Origin of the sequence: Novosphingobium huizhouense (assembly GCF_020179475.1) — a bacterium.
GTDB lineage: Bacteria > Pseudomonadota > Alphaproteobacteria > Sphingomonadales > Sphingomonadaceae > Novosphingobium > Novosphingobium huizhouense.
Map to the genome: position 1 here is coordinate 116,507 of NZ_JAILXZ010000001.1, position 17,024 is coordinate 133,530.

Sequence of the window (17,024 nt, forward strand, 5' to 3'; positions counted from 1 at the left end):
TCGACGTCAGCCCTTCACCCGCGTCGCGCGCCAGGCGGCGGGAACGCCGACCACGAGCGCCACGATCAGGCCGAGCGTGAACACCGTGCCCAGCGGCACCAGCGTGGTCAGGCGGTAGGCGCGCCAGACGGCGATGAGGCCGGGGGTGACGGGCGCGAGGCCGGCAGGCACCGCGGCGAGCGCCACCCGCCGCCAGCGCGGCATCGCCGGAACGCGGGCGGCAAGGCGCCAGGAAAACACCGTGGCGAGCACGGCGGGCACCCCGATCAGAACCAGCGCGGCGATCAGCCAGACCATAGGGCCTACTCCTCCGCGAAGGCGGCTTCGATCAGCAGCCGCTCGTCGTTCCAGTCGGGCACGGCTTCGGGGCGCATCGGCACCATGAAGCGCCGGGGCTTCTTGCCGTCTTCGGCCGGCACTCGCTCGATCTCGAGCACGTCGCCCGCGCCGAAGTTGTCGACCGCGATGCAGGTGCCGAGCGCCTCGCCGGTGGTCGAGACGGCGGGCAGGCCGATCAGGTCGGCATGGTAGTATTCGCCATCGGCCAGCGGCGGCAGGGCCGAACGCGGGACGGTCAGCGCCGTGCCGCGCAAGCGTTCGGCCGCCGTGCGATCGGGAACTTCGACGAAGCGCGCGATCGCCCCGCCCTTGCCATCGTCGCGGATCGCGCTGACCGTCAGCGTGGAATCGTTGAAGGCGCGGTAGCGCTTGAGCGCCGCCACGCCTTCCCCGAACAGCTTCAGGCGGACCTCGCCCGTCACGCCGTGCGCGCCGGTGACGGCGGCGAGCGTGACAGGCCGATCGCGCCCGGTGCCGCGCAAGATCAGGCCTCGGCCTGCTCTTCGCCGGCAGCTTCCTCGGCCGGAGCTTCGGCCGGAGCGGCAGCGGCTTCGGCAGCCTCGGCGGCGGCAGCGGCGGCGGCCTCTTCGGCCTCACGCAGCTTCTCGGCCTTTTCCTCGGCGCGCTCCTTGGCCTTCTTGCCGGGTTCGCCCTTCTGCGGGTTGTTGGTGGCAGCGCGTTCCTTCACGCCGGCCTTGTCGAGCATGCGGGCGACGCGGTCGGTCGGCTGCGCGCCGACGCCCAGCCAGTAGCGCACGCGGTCTTCGACGAGGCGCACGCGGTTCTCGTCATCCTTGGCGAGCAGCGGGTTGTAGGTGCCGACCTGCTCGAGGTACTTGCCGTCGCGCGGGGCGCGGCTGTTCGAGACGACGATCTTGTAGTACGGGCGCTTCTTCGAACCGCCGCGCGAAAGACGCATGGAAACAGACATTTACTTCACCTTTCCGAAAAACTGGATCAAATTCACTTCTTCTTGAGCAGGTCGCCCAGATTGCCCGGCATGCCGCCGCCCAATCCCGGAAGACCGCCAATTCCGTTGCCGCCGCCGAGGCCTCCCAGACCGCCGCCAAGGCCACCCATTCCGCCGCCCATCTGCTGGTCGAGGCCGGGCATGGCAGCGCCCAGGCCGCCTTTGCCGAACAGCGCGCCGAGGCCCTTCAGACCGCCCATCTTCTTGATCTGCTTCATGGCCTTGGCCATTTCCATGTGCATCTTGATCAGCTTGTTGACGTCCTGCACCTGCGTGCCCGAACCCTTGGCGATGCGGATCTTGCGCTTGGCGTTGAGCAGTTCGGGCTTCTCGCGCTCCTTGGGGGTCATCGAGCCGATGATCGCGTCCATGTGGAGCAGGACCTTGTCGTCCATGCCCGACTGCGCCATCGCCTGCTTGGCCTTCTTCATGCCCGGCATCATGCCGGCGAGCATGCCGAGCCCGCCCATGTTCTGCATCTGGCGCAGCTGGGTGCGCAGGTCGTTCATGTCGAACTGACCCTTGGCCATGCGCGCGGCGAGCTTCTCGGCGTCCTCGGCCTGGATCGTCGCGGCCGCCTTTTCGACGATCGAGACGATGTCGCCCATGCCGAGGATGCGGCCGGCGACGCGCTCGGGGTGGAAGGCCTCGATCGCGTCGAGCTTTTCGCCGGTGGCGGCAAACTTGATCGGCTTGCCGGTGACCGCGCGCATCGACAGCGCGGCGCCGCCACGAGCATCGCCGTCCATGCGGGTCAGCACGACGCCGGTGAGATCGACTTCGCCGGCGAAGTTCTGCGCGACGTTGACCGCGTCCTGGCCGGTCAGCGAATCGACGACGAGCAGCGTTTCCTTCGGCGCCGACACGGCGGCGACCGCCTTCATCTCGTCCATCAGCGCCTGGTCGACGTGGAGACGGCCCGCGGTGTCGAGCAGCAGGACGTCGACTGCCTGCAACTTGGCCGCGTTGATCGCGCGGGTGGCGATTTCCACCGGCTGCTGGCCGACGATGATCGGCAGCGTGGCGACGCCCGCCTGTTCGCCGAGCACCTTCAACTGTTCCTGCGCCGCCGGACGATTGACGTCGAGCGAGGCCATCAGGACCTTCTTGCCGCGCTTTTCCTTGAGCAGCTTGCCGATCTTGGCGGTGCTGGTGGTCTTGCCCGAGCCCTGCAGGCCGACCATCATGATCACCACCGGCGGCGCGGCGTTTAGATCGAGGTCGGCCGCGCCGCCGCCGAGCATCTCGACCAGCGCGTCGTTGACGATCTTGACCACCTGCTGGCCGGGCGTGACCGACTTCAGCACCTGCTGGCCGACGGCCTGCTCGGTCACCTGGTCGACGAAGCGACGGACGACGGGCAGCGCGACGTCGGCCTCGAGCAGCGCGATGCGCACCTCGCGCATCGCCGCGCGGACGTCTTCCTCCTGCAGCGCGCCGCGGCCGCGCAGGCGATCGAACACGCCGCCAAGCCGGTCTGACAGACTATCGAACACGCGCCACACTCCTGTCGGCCGCCAAACGCCAAAAACGCCGGTGTGCGAAACCTCGCAGACCAGCGTGTGGCGTCATGGGCCAGGGTCGAATCCGTTGCAGCAGCACACGAAGGTGCGGCCTCACCGGGGCGCCCCTAGCCAAGATATCCGGCAAACGCAAGCGCCCGCCCGATTGCCCGCCCGATTGCCCGCCGATGGACACGCCGGTCGGCCCCCTTTCCCGACCTCCGGATCGGACCATTAACCGAAAATTGAGGACGGATGCGTAGGCCTTCGAAAGAGATTTGCGACGGGGGCAAGCACGGATGGCACAGACCGAGGCGGACAAGCTGGCGGGCACCACGGCTTCGCCTCCGCTTGCGCGCGCCGAGCGCGACATCGTTGCGCTCGGCATCCTCGTCGCCGCGATCCTGCTGTTCGTCGGCACCGGTTCGAGCGTGCTGGGACCGCTGGTGCGCAATCTCGCCTATGGCGATACGCCCGCCGATTCCGCGCTCGGCAATGCGCTGATCCTCAACATCGCGCTGATCATCTTCGGCTGGCGCCGCCATGCCGAGCTGACCCGCGAGGTGCGCGAACGGCGCAATGCCGAAGAGAACGCCCGCCTCCTGGCCGAGACCGATCCGCTGACCGGCTGCCTCAACCGGCGCAGCGTCGACCCGGCGATCGAATCGCTCGTCGCCGCCGCCGCCGCCTCGGGCGACGAGATCGTCCTCGCCATGATCGACCTCGACGGGTTCAAGCGCTCCAACGACCTCCACGGCCACCAGGCGGGCGATGCGGTGCTGGTCGAGACCGCGCGGCGGCTGCGCGCGCTGCTGCCCGACGGATCGGTGCTCGCGCGGCTCGGCGGCGACGAGTTCGTCTGCGCGGCCGCCCTGCCGCCGGGGCACGTCGCCACGATCGACGGTCTGGCGGCGCAGCTCAACGAAGCGATCGCGCTGCCGATCGGGTGGCACGGCACCACGCTCGACATCACCGGCTCGATCGGCATCGCGCGCAGCGCGGTGGACGTCGACAATTCCCCGCGCGCGTTGTCGCACGCGCTCCAGCACCGCGCCGACCTGGCGATGTACCAGGCCAAGAAGAACGGGCGGAACCGCTATTGCTGGTTCGACCCGTCGATGGAGCGCGAGATCCAGTTCCGCGCCGAGCTCGAGCGCGGCATCCGCGACGGCATCGCGAACGGCGAGTTCGTGCCCTTCTACGAAAAGCAGGTCGATCTCGAGACCGGCGCGCTGACCGGCTTCGAGATGCTGGCGCGCTGGCAGAGCCCGCGCTTCGGCCTCGTCAGCCCCGAGACGTTCATCCCCATCGCCGAGGACATGGGCGTGATCGCGCCGCTGTCGGAAGCGCTCATCCGCCAGGCGCTGGCCGATGCGCGCGGCTGGGACCCGCGGCTGACGCTGTCGGTCAACATCTCGCCGCTGCAGCTGCGCGATCCCTGGTTCGCACAGAAGATCCTCAAGCTGCTGGTCGAGGCCAACTTCCCGCCGAGCCGGCTGGAGATCGAGATCACCGAGACCTGCCTGCACGAGAACATCGGGGTGGTGCGCTCGCTGATCACCTCGTTGCGCAACCAGGGCATCGCGATCAGCCTCGACGACTTCGGCACCGGCTATTCGAGCCTTGCGCAGCTGCGCTCGCTGCCGTTCGACCGGATCAAGATCGACCGCAGCTTCGTCTCGACGCTCGGGCGCAACAAGGACAGCTCGACGATCATCGAGGCGATCTCCTCGCTGGGCCGCGGCATGGACCTGCCGATCACGGCCGAGGGCATCGAAAGCGACACGGTGCTCGAGGAACTGCGCAAGTACGGCAGCTTCAAGGGCCAGGGCTACCTCTATGGCGAGCCCGCAAGCTCGGACGAGGTCAAGGCAGCGCTCGCGGCGGAGGGCCTGCTGGCCATGCCGGCCCCTGCCCCCCGCGACGAGGCTTCTGCCGCTGTCGCTGACCCTGCCCCCGCGCTTGCACCGGCGAACGCCACGCGCGTCGCGCTGCGCTGAGCATTTCCTTCGCGCGCGCGGCGCCTCGTGCATTGCGCGGCGCGGCGCACGCGCCTAGACCCGCGCGCCATGCGCACCCCGTTCCGCAAGATGCACGGCCTCGGCAACGACTTCGTCGTGATCGACGCGCGCGCGCGCGCCGTCGCGATGTCGCCCAAGCGCGCCGCCGCCCTCGCCGACCGGCGCACCGGCATCGGCTGCGACCAGCTGATCGTGCTCGAACCGAGCGCGGTCGCCGACGTGCGGATGCGCATCTTCAATGCCGACGGCGGCGAGGTCGAAGCCTGCGGCAACGCCAGCCGCGCGGTCGGCCTGCTGCTGGGCGGCGAACAGCGGATCGAGACGCTCGGCGGCCTGATCCACGCGAGCGCCGCCGCCGATGGCGTCAGCGTCGACATGGGCCAGCCCCGGTTCGACTGGGACACGATCCCGCTCGCCTATGCGATGGACACGCTGGCCATGCCGGTCGGCTGGGAGGACCTCGCCGATCCGACGGCGGTCAATGTCGGCAATCCGCACGTGATCTTCTTCGTGCCCGATTGCGATGCGGTCGACCTTGCCCGGTTGGGACCGCTGATCGAGACCGACCCGCTGTTCCCCGCGCGCGTCAACGTCAACGTGGCGAGCGTGGTCGGTCCCGACCACCTGCGCCTGCGCGTGTGGGAGCGCGGCGTCGGCCTCACCCGCGCCTGCGGCACGGGGGCCTGCGCCACCGCGATCGGGGCGATGCGGCGCAAGCTGGTCGGCCGCAAGGCCCGCGTCGACCTGCCCGGCGGCGGCCTGACCATCGCCTGGCGCGAGGACGGCTCGATCCTGATGACCGGGCCTGCCGCGACCAGCTTCGAAGGTTCGTTCGAGGACGCGGACTATCCCGCATGATGGTGACGGCGTGAGCGTTGAGGTGGTCACGCTCGGCTGCCGGCTGAACCTTGCCGAAAGCGAGGCGATCCGTGGCGCGCTCGCCGATGGGCCGCCGACAGTGGTGGTCAATTCCTGCGCCGTCACCGCCGAAGCCGTGCGCCAGTCGCGCCGCGCGGTGCGCCGCCTGCGCCGCGAGCACCCGCACGCGCGCCTGCTGGTGACGGGCTGCGCCGCGACGATCGAACCCGACGCCTTCGCCGCGATGGCGGAAGTCGACGGCGTGGTGCCGAACGCGAGCAAGACCGACCCTGCGCTCTATCGTCATTCGGGCGAAAGCCGGGATCGCTCTCCACCAGGCGCCCTTGCGCAGGTCAGCGCCCAGGTCAGCGCCAAGGTCAGCGCCCACCACACCCGCGCCTTCGTGCCGGTGCAGACCGGCTGCGACCACGCCTGCACCTTCTGCATCATCCCGCAAGGGCGCGGCGCCAGCCGCTCGCTGCCCGTCGCCGACGTCGTGCGGCAGGTCGAAAGCCACCTTGCGCTCGGCGTCAACGAAGTGGTGCTGACCGGCGTCGACGTGACCAGCTGGGGGGCGGACCTGCCCGGCGCGCCCCGGCTCGGCGATCTGGTCGCGGCGATCCTGACCGCCTGCCCCGCGCTCCCCCGCCTGCGCCTGTCCTCGCTCGACGGGATCGAGATCGACGGGCTGCTGTTCGAGCTGATCACCGGCGAGGCGCGGGTCATGCCGCACGTCCACCTTTCGCTGCAATCGGGCAGCGACATGATCCTCAAGCGGATGAAGCGCCGCCATGCCCGCGCCCAGGCCATCGCGCTGGTCGAACGGCTGCGCGGCGCCCGGCCCGAGATCGCGATCGGCGCCGACCTCATCGCCGGCTTCCCGACCGAGGACGCCGCGATGCATGCCGACAACGTGGCGATCGTCGCCGCCTGCCAGATCGTCCACGGCCACGTCTTTCCCTATTCGCCGCGCCCCGGCACGCCGGCCGCGCGGATGCCGCAAGTGCCGCCGCCGCTGGTGCGGGCACGCGCGGGCGAGCTGCGCGCCGCGGTCGCGGCCAGCCGGGAACGCTGGCTCGCCTCGCGCGTCGGGAAGCCGGCGCAAGTGCTTGCCGAACGCGACGGCACCGGCCATGGCGCGGACTTCGCCCCCTATCGCCTGCCGCCCGGCATCGCGGCGGGCAGTCTCGTCACGCTCGAACCCACAAGGATCGTCGAAGGAATGCTGGCATGAGTAGCGAAAGCTGGTCCGACCGACTGCTCGGCGGCTTCCGCAAGACGTCGGAACGCCTCGTCGGCAATCTCGCCGGCTTTTCCGGCACCACGCGCCTGTCGGACGCGCAGCTCGACGACATCGAGGACGCGCTGATCCTGTCGGACCTGGGCCCGCGCGCCGCCGCGCGCATCCGCGAGAAGCTCGCCGGTGCGCGGTTCGAGGCGGGCATCGACGACCGCGCCATCCGCGAAGCGGTGGCCGAGGAGATCGCCGCAATCCTGCGCCCGGTGGCGAAGCCCCTCGACGTGGTCGCCTTCCCGCGCCCGCAGGTCATCCTCGTCATCGGCGTCAATGGCTCGGGCAAGACCACCACCATCGCCAAGCTCGCCCACCTGTTCCAGGAGCAGGACTATGGCGTGATGCTGGCGGCGGGCGACACCTTCCGCGCCGCCGCGATCGGGCAGCTCAAGGTCTGGGCCGACCGGCTGGGCGTTCCGATCGCCACCGGCCCCGAAGGCGGCGATCCCGCCTCGATCGTGTTCGATGCGGTGAAGGCGGCGACCGACACCGGCATCGATGCGCTGATCGTCGACACCGCCGGGCGCCTGCACAACAAGCGCGAGCTGATGGACGAGCTCGCCAAGATCCGCCGCGTGCTCGGCCGGCTCAACCCGGAGGCGCCGCACGACGTGGTGCTGGTGCTCGATGCGACCAACGGCCAGAACGCGCTGCAGCAGATCGAGATCTTCAAGGAAGTGGCGGGCGTTTCCGGTCTGATCATGACCAAGCTCGACGGCACCGCGCGCGGCGGCGTGCTGGTTGCCGCGGCCGAGCAGTACGGCCTGCCGATCCACGCGATCGGCGTCGGCGAGAAGATCGACGACTTGCGCCCGTTCGATCCCGATCTCGTCGCCAAGGTCATCGCGGGAGTGTTCCAGTGAGCCTGCCGCCAAATCTCCGCCACCCCGCCCCGACCGCCCTGAGCCTGTCGAAGGGCTGCCTTTCGCCTTCAGCGAGGCGCGCTCCGCAAGAAGGACGGTCCTTCGACAAGCTCAGGACGGACGGTATTTGAGAACAGCCATGGTTGAAGCACCCCGTCCCCAGCCTTCGTCGGAAAAGCCCAAGTCCGAGAAACCCAAGTCTTCCTGGGTCAACCTTGCCGTCGACTACGGGCCGCTGCTGGTGTTCTTCCTCGCCTATCGCCTGTTCAGCCCGAAGGGCGATGCGCACGGCGGGATGGACCTCGGCTCGGCGGTGGCGGTGACCAAGTCGACGCTGGCGTTCATGGGCGCGACCGTCGTCGCGCTGGTCGTCTCGAAGTGGCGGCTGGGCAAGATTTCGCCGATGCTGTGGCTGTCGACCGCGCTGATCATGGGCTTCGGCACGCTGACCGTGCTGCTGGGCGATCCGTTCTGGATCCAGGTCAAGCCGACCGCGATCTACCTGCTCTTCGCCGCCGTCCTGTTCGGCGGACTGATGCGCGGCAAGCCGGTGCTGCGCACGCTGCTGCAGAGCGCGTTCGACGGCCTGTCCGACGAAGGCTGGATGAAGCTGTCGCGCAACTGGGCGTTCTTCTTCCTGTTCCTCGCCGCCCTCAACGAAGTGCTGCGCCACACGCTCAGCTTCGACGGCTGGCTGCAGGCCAAGCTGTGGGGCGTCACCGCGCTGTCGTTCCTGTTCACCTTCGCGCAGATCCCGATGCTGATGCGCCATGGCCTCGGCGAGGACCAGGCAAGCACCGTCGAGCAGAACCCGCCGCACGATTGAAACGGCTTGTCGCACCGTCAAAAAGGTGTGACATTTTCCCCACGGGCGCTAGTTTCGCCGCGAGCAGCGCGCCGGCTTGCCGCGAAGCTGCTTCAAGAAGCTGAAAAAGGGGGAAATAATGGCCAAGCTCTTCGGAAATCTGCATCTCGTTCTCGGCATCGGCCTCGTCGCGGCGATTGCCGTCATGGTCGGCTTTGTCGACAGCGCGCCGATCGACGGCAATTCCATCTTCCGCTGGCTGCACGTCTTCTTCGGCATCGTGTGGATCGGGCTGCTCTACTACCTGAACTTCGTCCAGGTGCCGACCATGCCCAAGATCCCGGCCGAGCAGAAGGGCGCCATCACCGGGCACATCGCCCCGCGGGTGTTCTTCTTCTTCCGCTACGGCGCGCTGCTGACGCTGCTCACCGGCCTCGCGATCTCGATCGTCGACGGCTACGGCCACGCCGCGCTGACCTTCACCGGCGAAGGCAACGTCAAGCTGATCGGCGTGGGCATGTGGCTCGCCATCGTGATGGCCTTCAACGTGTGGTTCATCATCTGGCCGGCGCAGAAGAAGATCCTCGGCATCGTCGAGGCGAGCGCGGAGGAAAAGGCCGCCGCCGCGCCGCGCGCCCTGATCGCCAGCCGCACCAACCTGCTGCTCTCGCTGCCGATGCTCTACTGCATGGTCAGCGCCAACCTCGGCTGACCCGGCGGCCTCCCGGCCCGCCTGCAACGGCGCGTCGTCCCGAGCGGGCGGCGCGCCGTTCGCGTTTTGCGGAACCCTTCGCACGGGCGGGCGTTGGCGGGCCATGTCCGGCGTCGAGGCGATGCCGGGCGCAACCGGTTCACGGGATTGGAGCAAGACCCCTCATGCGCAAGCTTTCCATCGTCGCCATGTCCTTCGCCGCCGCCGGCGCGCTGTCCCTCGCCGCCTGCTCGGAAAAGACCCAGGACAACGCCGCCGCGACCGCCTCCTCGGCCGCCGGCGATGTCGCCAATGCCGCCGACAACGTCGGCGATGCCGCCAAGGACAGCGCCGATGCGGTGAGCGCGGCCGCCAGCGACGCGGTCGACAAGGCCGGCGCCGCGGCCGACAAGGCAGGCGTCGCCGCCGACCGGATGGGCGAGCACGTCAAGCAGGGCGCGGCCGAGGCCGAGGCGACCATCCAGGACGAGCCGGTGTCGAAGGCGAAGAAGGACTGAGCTTTCGGGCGCTAGCCCGTCGTCAGCCGGACGAGCTCGTCGACGAGCGCGTCCGGCCGATAGGGCTTGGACAGCACCGTGATGTCGGCGAACTCGGCCTGCACCGCGCCGTAGCCGGTCGCGATCACGAACGGCACGCCGCGCTGGCGCAGCAGGCGTGCGACCGGCGCCCCCGGCTCCCCGCCGAGGTTCCAGTCGAGCACGGCCGCATCGAGCGTCTCCCCGCCGCCGAGGTCGAGCCCCTCGGCCAGCGTCCCGGCCGGGCCGATCACCTGCGCGCCCTCGTCCTCGAGGATGTCGCCGATCATCGCCGCGACGATGAACTCGTCCTCGACCACGAGGATGCGCTTGCCCGCCAGACTCACCCGACTTCTCCCATCGGAAACGATAGACGGCACACCAGCCCCTGCGGCGCGTAGTCGACGCTGGTCTCGCCGCTCAGCTGCCGCTTGACCGCGCCTTCGATCATCCGCGAGCCGAAGCCCTTGCGGCTGGGCGCGGCGACCGGCGGGCCGCCCAGTTCCCGCCAGATCAGCGAGAGCCGCCGGCGTGCGGCGTCGAGCCCCCAGTCGACTTCGACCCAGCCCCCCTCGCGCGACAGCGCGCCGTACTTCATCGCGTTGGTTGAAAGCTCGTGCAGCACCATGATCAGCGGAATGGTGGGTCCCGCCGCAATCGTGATCTCGGGTCCCTCGGCCCGGATCGTGCCGCGCCGGCAGATCGCGGTGCCCTGCCGCACGATCTCGTCGAGCGTGTTCCCGCCCCAGCTGGCGCGGCTCAGCATCGTGTGCGCGCCCGCCAGCGCCGAGAGCCGTTCGTTGAAGGTCTCGACCGGCCGCTCGGGCAAGTCGGCGTCGCGGAAGGTCTGCTGCGCCATCGCCTGGACCACCATCAGCGTGTTCTTGACGCGGTGGTTCAACTCGCCGACCAGCAGCGCGGTGCGCTCCTCGAGCAGTTTGCGCTCGGTGATGTCGATCCCGGTCGATTGCGCGACGGCGAGCCTGCCATCGGCATCGAATTCGAGCGCGTGGTTGCGCCAGAGCATCCAGCGCGCCCCCGCACTGGTCTCGAACCGGTTCTCGATGGTGACCTCGACGTTGTCGGGCGTGAGCAGGTCCACCTGCGCCTGCACGCCGGCGCGGTCCTCGCCGGTGACGAAGTCCCACAGCGAGCGTCCGACCAGGGTCTCGCGGCTCTCCCCCAGACTTTCGGCATAGGCGCGGTTGACGAACAGGATCGTGCCGTCGGCGCGGAACCGGCACACCATCTCGAGCTGCGCGTCGAGGATTTCCAGCAACATCGCGGAATCCGGCATGGCGGCGGTATTAATTCCCTGTTTCGGGAACCAACCTACCATCAACCCACGCAATTCCAATGGGCTACGCAACTTTTATCCGAAACGTTCAGATCTTGAGCTGGCTGCCCAGTTCGACCACGCGATTGGTCGGCAGGCGGAAGAACTCCATCGCGCTCGCGGCATTGCGCAGCATCCAGGCAAACAGCTTCTCGCGCCACAGCGCCATGCCCGGCTTGTCCGAAGGGATCAGTGTCTGGCGCGAAAGGAAGAAGCTGGTCTTCATCATGTCGAAGGCCTCGCCGCACATCGTCACCGTCTTGAGCGCGGCGGGCACGTCGGTCTCTTCGAGGAAGCCGAAGCGCAGCGTCAGGCGATAGAAGCCATTGCCGAAGTCCTTCACCGTCGAGCGTTCCGCCGGCTCCATGTAGGGCACGTCCTCGATGTGCACGGTCAGGATCACCACGCGTTCGTGCAGCACCTTGTTGTGCTTGATGTTGTGGAGCAGCGCCGAGGGCACCCCCGCCACGGTCGAGGCCATGAACACCGCGGTGCCCGGCACCCGCGTCGCGCTCGAATGCGCCGACTTGGTGAACACCTCGAGCGGGATCGAGCCTTCGGCCATGCCCTGGCGCATCAGCGCGCGCCCGCGCGACCAGGTGGTGAGCAGGGTGAAGATGGCGACGCCCATCAGCAGCGGCACCCAGCCGCCATCGGGAATCTTGGTGAGGTTGGCGCCGAGGTAACCCGCGTCGATCAGGAAGAACACCGTCAGCAGGCCGATCGCCAGCGGCTTCTTCCAGCACCACAGCTTGAACAGCACCACCGCCAGCAGGAAGTTGTCGATCAGCATCGCGCCGGTCACCGCGATGCCGTAGGCGGCGGTGAGGTTCGACGAGCGCTGGAACACCAGCACCAGCAGGATCACCGCGATCATCAGCGCGAAGTTGATCACCGGGATGTAGATCTGCCCCGCCGCCGTGCTGGTGTGCTTGATCGTCATGCGCGGGATGAAGCCCAGCTGGATCGCCTGCTGCGTCACCGAGAACGCGCCCGAGATCACCGCCTGCGAGGCGATCACCGCGGCGAGGCTGGCGATGATCAGCAGCGGCCACTGGAACCAGTCGGGCGCGAGGAAATAGAACGGGCTCTCGAGCGCGGCCGGGTTGCGCATCAGCAGCGAGGCCTGGCCGAGGTAGTTGAGCACCAGCGCCGGCAGCACGAAGACCAGCCACGACATGCGGATCGGGTTGCGCCCGAAGTGGCCCATATCGGCATAGAGCGCCTCGGCCCCGGTCACCGCCAGCACGGCCGCGCCCATCGCGAGGAAGCCGCGGAACGGGTCGGACAGGAACATGGCGACCGCATGGTGCGGCGACAGCGCGGCGATCACCTGCGGCATCTGCGCGATGCTGACGAGGCCCAGCACGGCGATCGTGGCGAAGTAGAACAGCATGATCGGGCCGAAGAAGGTCGCGACCTTTTCGGTGCCGCGCGACTGGATCAGGAACAGCCCGATCAGGATCGTCACCACCATCGGCACGATCAGCGGGTGCATCTCGGGCTGGTAGACCGCCACGCCCTCGATCGCGCCCATCACCGACACCGCCGGCGTGATCATCGAATCGCCGTAGAACAGCGCGGTCGCGAACACGCCCAGGAGGATGATCCCCTTGCCCCAGCGGTTGCCCGAGGTGTGCTGGTTGATCAGCGCGAGCAGCGCGAGGCTGCCGCCCTCGCCCTTGTTGTCGGCGCGCATGATCACCGAGACGTACTTGAGCGTCACGATGATCATCATCGACCAGAACATCAGGCTGATGATGCCGTAGACGTGCAACTGGTCGAGCGGCAGCGGATGGTGCCCGGCGAAGGTATCGCGCAACGCGTAGAGCGGGCTGGTGCCGATGTCGCCGAACACCACGCCGATCGCGCCGACCGCCATCTTGAGCAGGCTGCCCTGCCCGTGGCCGCCGTGACCGCCCTGCGCGGCGTCGGCGTGTCCGGCCGGGGCGCTATCGGAGCCAACAACGGCGTCGTTCATGCCACGCGATCCCCGACCATTGCCCAGTCCTATCCGGCCCAGTCCCGTCTGGTCCTGTCCCTCCAGACCCACTTCGGACCCGGATCGGCGCGGCGCTTAGCATTGCCCCTTAGCCCCCGCAATGGGAGTGAAGAGCAAGCGACGCCAGCCTGCAACGCCCTTGATTCAGGGCGGTTCCGCGAGGGTCTAGCGGGCGGGAGGGGCCGAATCGGCAGCCGGCCCCGCAGGCGGCGGCATCGCCTGCCCGCTCGCCGCGAGCATCTGGTCGAGTCGCGCCAGCCGGCTTTCGAGGTCGGCGCGATAGGGCGCGTCGGCCGGCGCGCGGCGCAGCAGCTCGGCCCAGATCGCGCGCGCGTCGGCGAGCTTGCCCGACTGCGCCAGCGCGAGGCCCATGAAGAACGGCGGCCCGGGATGGTCGGGGGCGATCTGCGCCGCCTTCTGGAAGGCGAACTGCGCCGCCGGGGTGATCAGCCCGTCGCTGTGCCCGACGAGGGCATTGCCATAGGCGACCCACAGGTCGGCATCGTCCGGGTTCTTGCCCACCGCGGTCTTGAGCACGTCCGACGCGGCGCGGAACTGCCCCTCGCGCGACAGCGCATCGGCCAGCGTCAGCCACGAGGCGCCCTTGCCGAAGGCATCGCCCATTTCCTGCCGCTGCTTGAGCAGCGCGGCATCGGCGGTCTTCTCGGTCTCGGCCGCCTGCTTGGGGGCGCCGGCATAGCCCGGATGCCCCTGCAGCGCGTAGCCCGCGATCCCGAACAGCAGCGCGGCGCCGGCGATCTCCCAGCCGGCGCGCGGGATCTTGAGCACGAACACCAGCACCGCGAACACCGCGGCGGCGGCAAGCAGGATCAGCGCCCAGGTCATGGCTTGTCGCCCTCGTTGTCGGCCCTGCGCCGGAACCGGCCGCGCAGCAGCAGCGCGGCGAGCGCGAGGAACACCAGCGGCGCCGCGAACAGCGGCCAGGTGATCGGCTTCACCTGCGGGGTATAGCTCACGTAGTCGCCATAGCGTTCGATCAGCCACTGGCGGATCGCCTCGGGGTCCTCGCCCGCGGCGATGCGGGTGCGCACCTGGTGGCGCATGTCGCCCGCCATCGGCGCGTCGCTGTCGGCGATCGACTGGCTCTGGCACTTGAGGCAGCGCAGCGTTTCCATCAGCGCCTGCGCCTTGGCCTCCTTGGCCGGATCGTCGAGCTGGCGGTAGGCATAGGGCGCGGGCGGCATCGCATCCTGCGCCACCACCAGCGTCGGCGCGAGGAGAAGCGCGAAGAAGGCGATCAGCAGGCGCCGCATCACTTCCCCGCCTCCTCGAGCTTGGCCAAGATCAGCGGCACGTCCTCGGGGCGGATGTCGCCGATGTGCTGGTAGCGGATCACGCCCTTGCCATCGATGACAAACGTCTCGGGCACGCCCGACGAGCCGATCGCGAGCTGGACCTGGCTCAGGTCGTCCTTGCCGATCCGCGCGAAGGGGTTGCCGTTCTGCGCGAGGAAGCGCGCGACGTCCTCCTTGCGGTCGCGGATCGCCACGCCGTCGATCTCGACACCCTGCCCGGCCAGCTGCGCGAGCTGCGGCGATTCGACCGCGCAGGGCACGCACCAGCTGGCAAAGACGTTGAGCAGGCGCGGCTTGCCCGCCTTGAACACGGCGGTGGCAAGGCCCGGGCGGTCGTCGGTCGCGGGCGGCAGGTCGAACGCGGGCAGCGGCTTGCCGATGAAGGCGCTCGCCACCTCCCGGTCGGCGGGCCGCACCAGGCCCCAGATCACCAGCGCGAAGAAGCCGGCGAACAGGATCAGCGGCAGCCACAGCGCAAGGCCGGGCTTCTTGCGCACCTCGCCGCTCATGGCCGCGCTCCCAGCGCCGCCTTGCGGCTGCGGCGATAGGCGATCTTGCCCGTCGCGACGAGGCGGCGGACGTCCGCCGCGACGCGCCCCAGCAGCGCGAGCAGGCCGCCGAGCGCAATCAGCGCGCCGCCGTACCAGATCATCGGCACGAACGGCTTCCACCAGAAGCGCATCTGCCAGCGCCCGTCCTCGCCCTCTTCGCCGAGCACGGCGTAGAGCTGGCCGTTCCAGCGGGTCTTGAGCGCGCTCTCGGTGCGGTTGCCCGGCGGGTTGGAGAAGGTGCGCGCCTGCGGGTGCAGGATCGCGGGCGCGGCGCCCTCGTAGCTTGCCGAAACGGTCGCCTCGAGCGCGGTCCAGTTCGGCCCGGCGACGGGGCCGATGCCTTCGAGCTTCACCGTGTAGGGCCCGACCTGTCGCACGTCGCCGGGGCGCATCGCGGCCAGGCGCTCGGTCGAGAACGCGCTTTCGCTCGCCATGCCGAACAGCGCGACGGCAATGCCGAAGTGGCCCAGCACCATGCCCCAGATGCTGAGCGGCGTGCGGCGCAGGTTGCGGCCGCGCAAGGGGAGGAAGCTCGCCGGCGCCAGCCCCGCGGCGATGGCGAGGCCGAGCGCGGGGAGCAGCCCGATCCGCGGCGCCATCAGCTCGACGCCGAACAGCACGGCGGCCGAGAGCAGCGCGCACAGGCCCACCGGCAGCGTGATCCGCCCGCCGCGCTTGCCCTCGAAGCTGTCCTGCCGCCAGCGCAGCAGCGGCCCTACGCCCATCACCAGCATCATCGGGATCGCGAACACGGCGGAGACCGGGTTGAAGTAGGGCGGCCCCACCGACACCTTCACGCCCATCGCCTCGGTCAGCAGCGGATAGAGCGTGCCGACCAGCACGATGCCGAGGATGCCGCACAGCATCACGTTGTTGAACACCAGCGCCGCCTCGCGGGAAACGAAGCTGAAGCGCGCGCCTTCGGTCACGGTCGAGGCGCGCAAGGCGAACAGCGTCAGCGCGCCGCCGATGTAGATCGCGAGCAGCGCGAGGATGAACGAGCCGCGCTCGGGATCGACCGCGAAGGCGTGGACCGAGGTGAGGATGCCCGAGCGCACCAGGAACGTGCCGACCATCGACATCGAGAAGGCGATCACGCCCAGCATCACCGTCCACGCCTTCAGCGCATTGCGGCTGGCGAGCACCGAGCAGGAATGGAGCAGCGCCGTCGCGGCGAGCCAGGGCATCAGCGAGGCGTTCTCGACCGGGTCCCAGAACCACCAGCCGCCCCAGCCGAGCGTGTAGTAGGCCCAGTACGATCCCGCCGTGATGCCGAGCGTCAGGAAGATCCAGGCGCCGAGCACCCAGGGCCGCATCGCGCGGGCGAAGGCCGGGCCGACGTCGCGGGTGACGAGCGCCCCGATCGCGAAGCTGAACGCGATCGAAAGCCCGACGTAGCCGACGTAGAGCGTCGGTGGATGGAACGCGAGGCCGACGTCCTGGAGCAGCGGGTTGAGCCCTGCGCCTTCGGGGGCGGGCTCCGCCAGTCGCTCGAACGGGTTCGAGGACAGCAGCAGGAAGGCATAGAAGCCGAGGCTGACGAAGGCCTGCCCGGCGAGCGTCGCGATCAGGGTGTTTTCGGGCAGGCGCTTCTCGACCAGCGCGACGAAGCCGCCCGCGACGGCCATGATCGTCACCCACAGCAGCATCGAGCCTTCGTGGTTGCCCCAGGTGCCCGCCAGCTTGAAGATGAACGGCTTCATCGAATGGCTGTTTTCGGCGACCAGCTTGACCGACAGGTCGGTGGTCAGGAACAGCGTGATCAGCGCGGCGAACGCAGCGGCGACGAGCACCCCCTGCATCACCGCGACGGGCCGGACCAGCCCCGCGATCTGCCGCCCCTCGGGCCGCAGCGCGAGGATTCCCGAAACGAGCTGCAGCACTGCGAGCGCCGCAGCCATCCACAGCACGGCAAGGCCGAGTTCAGCGATCATGGGGTT

At 69.2% G+C, this 17,024-nt stretch carries 18 protein-coding genes; 7 read left to right on the forward strand and 11 right to left on the reverse strand.

Going from position 1 to position 17,024, the window contains the following annotated elements:
• Positions 1–6 precede the first annotated feature (6 nt).
• Genes K3A85_RS00605 through ffh form a run of 4 tightly spaced genes read right to left on the reverse strand, consistent with a single transcriptional unit; the run spans position 7 to position 2,805 of the window.
• On the reverse strand, positions 7–297 hold the full coding sequence (locus K3A85_RS00605; protein WP_225204552.1) for a hypothetical protein: 291 nt from the start codon (positions 295–297) through the stop codon (positions 7–9).
• A 5-nt stretch (positions 298–302) separates the two neighbouring features.
• Positions 303–821 carry a ribosome maturation factor RimM gene (gene rimM / locus K3A85_RS00610; RefSeq protein ID WP_225204553.1) on the reverse strand — a complete coding sequence of 173 codons (519 nt, stop codon included), beginning with the start codon at positions 819–821 and terminating at the stop codon, positions 303–305.
• A 2-nt stretch (positions 822–823) separates the two neighbouring features.
• A complete protein-coding gene (rpsP, locus tag K3A85_RS00615; protein ID WP_225204554.1) occupies positions 824–1,270 on the reverse strand; it encodes a 30S ribosomal protein S16 in 447 nt (148 codons plus the stop codon).
• A 32-nt stretch (positions 1,271–1,302) separates the two neighbouring features.
• Entirely contained in the window at positions 1,303–2,805 is a 1,503-nt protein-coding gene (ffh, locus tag K3A85_RS00620; protein WP_225204555.1) for a signal recognition particle protein, read from the reverse strand.
• A 305-nt stretch (positions 2,806–3,110) separates the two neighbouring features.
• Between ffh and K3A85_RS00625 the strand changes: the two genes are divergently transcribed.
• The 7 genes from K3A85_RS00625 to K3A85_RS00655 all read left to right on the forward strand — a co-directional run bounded on the left by K3A85_RS00625 (position 3,111) and on the right by K3A85_RS00655 (position 9,861).
• On the forward strand, positions 3,111–4,811 hold the full coding sequence (locus tag K3A85_RS00625; protein WP_225204556.1) for a putative bifunctional diguanylate cyclase/phosphodiesterase: 1,701 nt from the start codon (positions 3,111–3,113) through the stop codon (positions 4,809–4,811).
• A gap of 69 nt (positions 4,812–4,880) precedes the next feature.
• A complete protein-coding gene (gene dapF / locus K3A85_RS00630) occupies positions 4,881–5,690 on the forward strand; it encodes a diaminopimelate epimerase (protein WP_225204557.1) in 810 nt (269 codons plus the stop codon).
• 10 nt (positions 5,691–5,700) lie between these two features.
• Positions 5,701–6,924 carry a MiaB/RimO family radical SAM methylthiotransferase gene (locus K3A85_RS00635; protein WP_225204558.1) on the forward strand — a complete coding sequence of 408 codons (1,224 nt, stop codon included), beginning with the start codon at positions 5,701–5,703 and terminating at the stop codon, positions 6,922–6,924.
• Positions 6,921–7,847: a signal recognition particle-docking protein FtsY gene (ftsY, locus tag K3A85_RS00640; RefSeq protein WP_225204559.1), complete on the forward strand. Its 927-nt coding sequence runs from the start codon at positions 6,921–6,923 to the stop codon at positions 7,845–7,847. The genes K3A85_RS00635 and ftsY overlap by 4 nt, the downstream gene beginning before the upstream one ends.
• Before the next feature lie 139 nt (positions 7,848–7,986).
• The gene (locus tag K3A85_RS00645) at positions 7,987–8,673 is read left to right on the forward strand and encodes an inner membrane-spanning protein YciB (RefSeq protein WP_225204560.1); all 687 of its coding nucleotides are present in this window, start codon (positions 7,987–7,989) and stop codon (positions 8,671–8,673) included.
• A 118-nt stretch (positions 8,674–8,791) separates the two neighbouring features.
• Positions 8,792–9,364 (forward strand): urate hydroxylase PuuD, encoded by a 573-nt coding sequence (locus K3A85_RS00650; protein ID WP_225204561.1) that lies wholly within the window; start codon positions 8,792–8,794, stop codon positions 9,362–9,364.
• Between the two features lie 164 nt (positions 9,365–9,528).
• A complete protein-coding gene (locus tag K3A85_RS00655) occupies positions 9,529–9,861 on the forward strand; it encodes a hypothetical protein (protein WP_225204562.1) in 333 nt (110 codons plus the stop codon).
• An 11-nt stretch (positions 9,862–9,872) separates the two neighbouring features.
• On the opposite strand, the gene K3A85_RS00660 is transcribed toward K3A85_RS00655, so the two are convergent.
• The 7 genes from K3A85_RS00660 to K3A85_RS00690 all read right to left on the reverse strand — a co-directional run bounded on the left by K3A85_RS00660 (position 9,873) and on the right by K3A85_RS00690 (position 17,018).
• Positions 9,873–10,226, reverse strand: a complete 354-nt coding sequence (locus tag K3A85_RS00660; RefSeq protein WP_225204563.1) for a response regulator — start codon at positions 10,224–10,226, stop codon at positions 9,873–9,875.
• Complete coding sequence (locus K3A85_RS00665) at positions 10,223–11,176, reverse strand: sensor histidine kinase (protein ID WP_225204564.1); 954 nt, start codon at positions 11,174–11,176, stop codon at positions 10,223–10,225. The genes K3A85_RS00660 and K3A85_RS00665 overlap by 4 nt, the downstream gene beginning before the upstream one ends.
• A gap of 88 nt (positions 11,177–11,264) precedes the next feature.
• The gene (locus K3A85_RS00670; protein WP_225204565.1) at positions 11,265–13,196 is read right to left on the reverse strand and encodes a potassium transporter Kup; all 1,932 of its coding nucleotides are present in this window, start codon (positions 13,194–13,196) and stop codon (positions 11,265–11,267) included.
• Between the two features lie 186 nt (positions 13,197–13,382).
• Positions 13,383–14,063: a tetratricopeptide repeat protein gene (locus K3A85_RS00675; RefSeq protein ID WP_225204566.1), complete on the reverse strand. Its 681-nt coding sequence runs from the start codon at positions 14,061–14,063 to the stop codon at positions 13,383–13,385.
• Entirely contained in the window at positions 14,060–14,491 is a 432-nt protein-coding gene (locus tag K3A85_RS00680; RefSeq protein WP_225205980.1) for a cytochrome c-type biogenesis protein, read from the reverse strand. Before K3A85_RS00680 ends, K3A85_RS00675 begins: the two co-directional genes overlap by 4 nt.
• Positions 14,491–15,042, reverse strand: a complete 552-nt coding sequence (locus K3A85_RS00685) for a DsbE family thiol:disulfide interchange protein (protein WP_225204567.1) — start codon at positions 15,040–15,042, stop codon at positions 14,491–14,493. The genes K3A85_RS00680 and K3A85_RS00685 overlap by 1 nt, the downstream gene beginning before the upstream one ends.
• Positions 15,039–17,018 carry a heme lyase CcmF/NrfE family subunit gene (locus K3A85_RS00690; RefSeq protein ID WP_225204568.1) on the reverse strand — a complete coding sequence of 660 codons (1,980 nt, stop codon included), beginning with the start codon at positions 17,016–17,018 and terminating at the stop codon, positions 15,039–15,041. The genes K3A85_RS00685 and K3A85_RS00690 overlap by 4 nt, the downstream gene beginning before the upstream one ends.
• Between the last annotated feature and the right edge of the window lie 6 nt (positions 17,019–17,024).